4 protein-coding genes are annotated in these 4733 nt (G+C 73.5%); 1 reads left to right on the forward strand and 3 read right to left on the reverse strand.

The genetic code is table 11. From position 1 onward, the window contains the following. A partial coding sequence (locus PROKR_RS06255; RefSeq protein WP_036960801.1) for an acyltransferase family protein occupies positions 1-1353 on the forward strand: 1353 nt, incomplete at its 5' end. An 84-nt stretch (positions 1354-1437) separates the two neighbouring features. On the opposite strand, the gene PROKR_RS06260 is transcribed toward PROKR_RS06255, so the two are convergent. The 3 genes from PROKR_RS06260 to PROKR_RS06270 all read right to left on the reverse strand — a co-directional run. After that, positions 1438-1626 (reverse strand): Trm112 family protein, encoded by a 189-nt coding sequence (locus PROKR_RS06260; protein ID WP_036960802.1) that lies wholly within the window; start codon positions 1624-1626, stop codon positions 1438-1440. Next, entirely contained in the window at positions 1623-3104 is a 1482-nt protein-coding gene (locus tag PROKR_RS06265; protein ID WP_036960804.1) for a phosphomannomutase/phosphoglucomutase, read from the reverse strand. Before PROKR_RS06265 ends, PROKR_RS06260 begins: the two co-directional genes overlap by 4 nt. Before the next feature lie 4 nt (positions 3105-3108). Beyond that, a partial coding sequence (locus tag PROKR_RS06270; protein ID WP_036960805.1) for a glycosyltransferase family protein occupies positions 3109-4733 on the reverse strand: 1625 nt, incomplete at its 5' end.

Genomic DNA, 4733 nt, shown 5'->3' on the forward strand with positions numbered 1-4733 from the left:
GGCCGCGTGCTCGGCTGGGCGGGCCTCGCCACCCTGGTGGTGGCGGCGGTGCTGTTCGACGAGACGTACGCGTGGCCCGGCGCCTGGGCGCTCGTCCCCACGCTCGCCACCGCGGCGATCATCGTCGCGGGCGCCGGGCGCACGTCGGGCGTGCAACGGCTGCTCTCGGCCCGGCCCATGGTCTGGATCGGCGGCCTGTCCTACTCCCTCTACCTGTGGCACTGGCCGGTGCTCATCGGGTACGAGAACCTCTACGGCACGCCGAGCCCGCTCGAGGGCGCGCTGCTGATGCTCGTCTCCGTCGTCCCGGCGTGGCTCTCGCTCAAGCTCGTCGAGAACCCCGTCCGGTTCTCGAAGGCGCTCGCGAAGTCCAACCGAACGACCCTGTCGGTGGGCGCCAACCTCACCGCCGTCGGCGTGCTGGCCGGCCTGGTCCTCATGCTCGCCGTGCCCCAGGGGCCGCCCGCCAACGCGGCCGACGCCGAGGGGGCGCGAAGCCTGACGGTCACGAACGGCAGGGCGACCGGCATCGAGAACGTCGACTCCGTCGACTCGATGGTCCCGGGCGCGGTCGACGCGGTCGACGACGTGCCCGCCGCCTACGGCCAGGACTGCCAGGCGAGCCAGGAGGCGACCACCCCGACGTTCTGCGAGTTCGGCGACCCGGACGGCGAGCGGACGATGGTGCTCGCCGGGGACTCGAAGGCCCTGCAGTGGTCGGGCGCCTTCGACGAACTCGCCAAGGAGCAGGGCTGGCGCCTGGTCACCGCGACCAAGTCGTCCTGCGGCCTGTACGACGTGCTGCGCAACGAGGGCGGCCAGGACTACCAGGAGTGCCTGGAGCACAACCGCGCCCTGACGGACGACCTGATCGAGATGAAGCCGGACGTCGTGGTGGTCTCGCAGCGGCACGACACGGCCATCGACCCGCAGACCGGGGAGACCACCGAGGACGCGATGACCGACGGCCTGGTCCGGGTCTGGGACCGCCTCGGGCAGGCCGGCATCCACGTCGTGGCGCTGCTCGACAACCCGTCGCCGACGGGTGTCGAGGTCGGCGACAACGAGGTCTACAAGTGCGTGGCGGAGCGCCTCGACAAGCTCTCCGACTGCGCCTTCGGCCGGGCCGACGGCATCGCCGCGAGCGGGACGCCGGCCCTCCTGGCCGCCGCGGAGCGGCTGCCGCAGGTCGACGTCCTCGACCTGACCGACCTGTTCTGCGACGACCAGGTCTGCCCGCCGGTGATCGGCGGGGTGCTCGTCTACCGCCAGGGCTCGCACATCACGAACACGTACGCTCTGTCGGCCGTGCCGGTGCTGACCGACCGGCTGACGGCGCTGCTGTCCCGCTAGGGCGGCCCCGCGCGCGGGCCGCTCCGCGCACGAAAGACCGGCCGTGGCCCGATGATCTCGGGCCACGGCCGGTCTTCTCTCGTCTCACAGCTCCCGGGCGTCCGCCTCCAGCAGCACGGGGATGCCGTCGCGCACGGGGTAGGCCAGCGGCCGGTCCGGGTCGGTGGAGTGCAGCTCCGGCTCACCGCCGGGTCCCGTGCCGTCCACCAGGACCGCTCCCGTCACGGGGCAGCGCAGGATCTCGCGGACCCACGGCTCCAGCTCGGTGCTCATTCCGTCTCTCCTGTCTCCGGCTGGTCGCTGCCCAGCTCCTCGGTCCCGGCGCGCACCAGCGACAGCACGTCGTCGCGCACCTTCTCCATGATGTCGTGGTCGGCGGCCTCGACGTTGAGCCGCAGCAGCGGCTCGGTGTTGGACGCCCGGAGGTTGAACCACCACTGCGGGTGGCCGTCCCAGTGGGACACGGTCACGCCGTCCAGGGTGTCGACCTCGATCCCCGGGTACGCGACGCGGTAGGCGTCGAGCACCCGGGCGGTGGCCTCGGCGGCGTCGGGAACGCGGGAGTTGATCTCGCCGGAGGAAACGTAGGGCTCGTACATCTCCGCGAGCTCGGACAGCGGGTGCGTCTGCGTGCCCAGGGCCGCGAGCACGTGCAGGGCGGCCAGCATGCCGGTGTCCGCGAAGAAGAAGTCGCGGAAGTAGTAGTGCGCACTGTGCTCGCCACCGAACACAGCCTCGTTCGAGGCCATCTCGGCCTTGATGAACGAGTGCCCCACACGCGTGCGCACCGCCCGCGCTCCGGCGGCCGACAGCAGGTCGGGCACGGCGCGGGAGGTGATCAGGTTGTGGATGACCGTGGGCGTGCGCCCGGCCGCCTTCTCCTTCTCCACCTCGCGCAGCCCGACGAGCGCCGTGATCGCCGACGGCGACACCGCGACGCCCTTCTCGTCGACCACGAAGCAGCGGTCGGCGTCGCCGTCGAACGCGAGCCCGATGTCGGCGCCGTTCGCCACGACCGCCGCCTGGAGGTCGATCAGGTTGGCCGGCTCCAGCGGGTTGGCCTCGTGGTTCGGGAACGTGCCGTCCAGCTCGAAGTACATGGGCACCAGGTCGAGCGGCAGCTCGGGCAGGCCCGCGGCCGTGCCGAGGACGGCGGGCGCCGTCAGGCCGGCCATGCCGTTGCCGGCGTCGACGACGACCTTGAGCGGCCGGATCCCCGACAGGTCCACCAGGTCCCGCAGGAACTGGGCGTACTCGCCGAGCGACTCCCGGTCGGTCACCTGCCCCGCGGCGCCGGCCGGGGCGGCATCGGCGTCGCTGTCCAGGACGGCCTGGGCCGTCTCGCGGATCGCCACCAGGCCCGTGGCCTCGCCGACCGGGCGGGCGCCCGCGCGGCACAGCTTGATTCCGTTGTACGCGGCCGGGTTGTGGCTGGCGGTGAACATGGCGCCCGGCAGGCCGAGCACCCCGGAGGCGTGGTACAGCCCGTCCGTCGAGCACAGGCCGATCCGGACGACGTCCACGCCCTCGGCCGTCAGGCCGGCGGCGAAGGCGTCCACGAGCTCCGGCCCGGAGTCCCGCATGTCGCGCCCGACGACGACGGCCGGGCGGGCGTCGTCCGCCACCTCGGGCAGCACCACCACCCGTGCGAATGCCGTGCCGACGGCCCGCGCCACCTCGGGCGAGAGCTCTTCGGGTACCAGTCCCCGGACGTCGTACGCCTTGATGATCTTGCTGAGGTCGAGTGCCACGTCGTCAGCGTACGCGAGCGCGGTGGGCGGCCACGTCCTCGACGAGCACCGCCGCGCGCGCCGCGAAGCTGTGCTCCGTCCGGACGTGCTCGGAGAGCGCGCGGAGCGTCGCGTCGTCGTACCAGGCGGCGCTGCCCTCGGCGAGCAGAGCGTGCAGCTCCTCGGCCGTGGTGAACGTCGCCAGGCCCCGCTCGGGCAGCAGCGGGCGGAAGAGCTCGGAGAGGCCCTGCACGTCGTCGGTGAGCAGCCGGCCGCCCGACGCGAGGACGTCGAAGACGCGGTTGGCGACGAACCCGAGCTCCCGCATGTCGGGCCAGTGGTCGTTGAGCGCCCAGGCCGCCGAGCGGTAGTAGCGGCGGAGGATCTCGTTCGGCACGTACGTGCCGGCGATCACCTCGGGCGGCAGGAACTTCTCCCAGTGCGCGCCGTAGACGGCGACCGGCGTGCCGGACCGCACCGACTGCACGGCCACGGGGCGGGCCTGGTTCCTGGAGTTGCCCACCAGCACGGCCTTGCCCGCGACTTCCTCGACCGGTTCGTCGTCGACGTAGAACCGGCTCGGGTCGGTGCACTGGAGCAGCGGCCGCACCGGCAGGCCCCACCGCTCGGAGACGTCCCGCGGCCAGGTGAGGCTGGCGGCGTAGCGGAGGTCGTAGGTCGCGAGCTCGCGCTCCGTGACGTCCTCCGGGTGGCTGATGACCCACACGGCGCTGGTCACGTGCGCGGGCACACGGACCGGACGCAGCCCCCGGAGCATGAGGACGACGTCGTCCCGGTAGGACGTCTCGCGGGCGTCGTTGGGCCAGTAGTCGACCACGACCTGCTGGCCGAGCTCGCGCAGCGCGGCGGCCAGCGAGTGCGCGAAGTGGAAGTCGCCCCACTGGCGGGCCCGGTCGGTGGCCGGCATAGCGGTCTTGATCGCCCACCGCAGGGCGGGCGGCGCCTCGGTCACGCTGGTCCGCCCGCCGCCGTCGGGGACCGCGAGCCAGAGCGCGCGTGTCCAGCTCTTGGGCCGGTCGGGCGCGCTGAGCGCCGTCAGGCCCTGGAAGACGGGCGCCAGGCCGAACGTGCCGAAGAGGTCGGCCGAGCCCGGCGGCACGTCCCGCCAGGCCTCCCGGAACGCCGTCAGGTCCTGCTCGGGCTCGGTGGTGTCGTCGAGCACGCCGCCCGCGGAACGCGTCGCGACCAGGTCGGGGACCACCACGACGGGCCGCTTCTCGTACGCGGCCAGTCGCTGCGAGAGGTCGACGTCGGCCCACAGCGCCCGGGTCCGTGACCCGCTCGGCACGGCCCGTACGGCCGCCGTGCGCGCGAGCAGCGGCACCTGCGCGCCCGGCACGGGGAACCACGGACGGGGCCACGCGACGCTGTCCGGGTGCACGCCCTTGAGGAACGGCACCGGGTCCTTGCCGTGCGGCGGGTAGACGACACCGGCGTCGCGCACCAGCAAGGTGCCGCCCAGCACGAGCGGGTGGACGACGGCCGCGCCGGACTCCGCGAGCGCCGCGCGCCAGTCGGCGAGCGTGCCCTCCCGGAACCCCTGGCGCGCCGACATCAGCAGCAGGTGCTCGCCGCGGGCGCCGTGCGCCGCGTCGTCGAGGACGGCGGAGGTGCCGCGGCCGGCGGGCA

Origin of the sequence: Promicromonospora kroppenstedtii DSM 19349, assembly GCF_000515355.1 — a bacterium.
Lineage (GTDB): Bacteria > Actinomycetota > Actinomycetes > Actinomycetales > Cellulomonadaceae > Promicromonospora > Promicromonospora kroppenstedtii.

What these genes read in the sequence shown, in the direction of transcription:
- PROKR_RS06260 (WP_036960802.1), bottom strand. Translation starts at nt 1,626, where the DNA reads ATGAGCACCGAGCTGGAGCCGTGGGTCCGCGAGATCCTGCGCTGCCCC.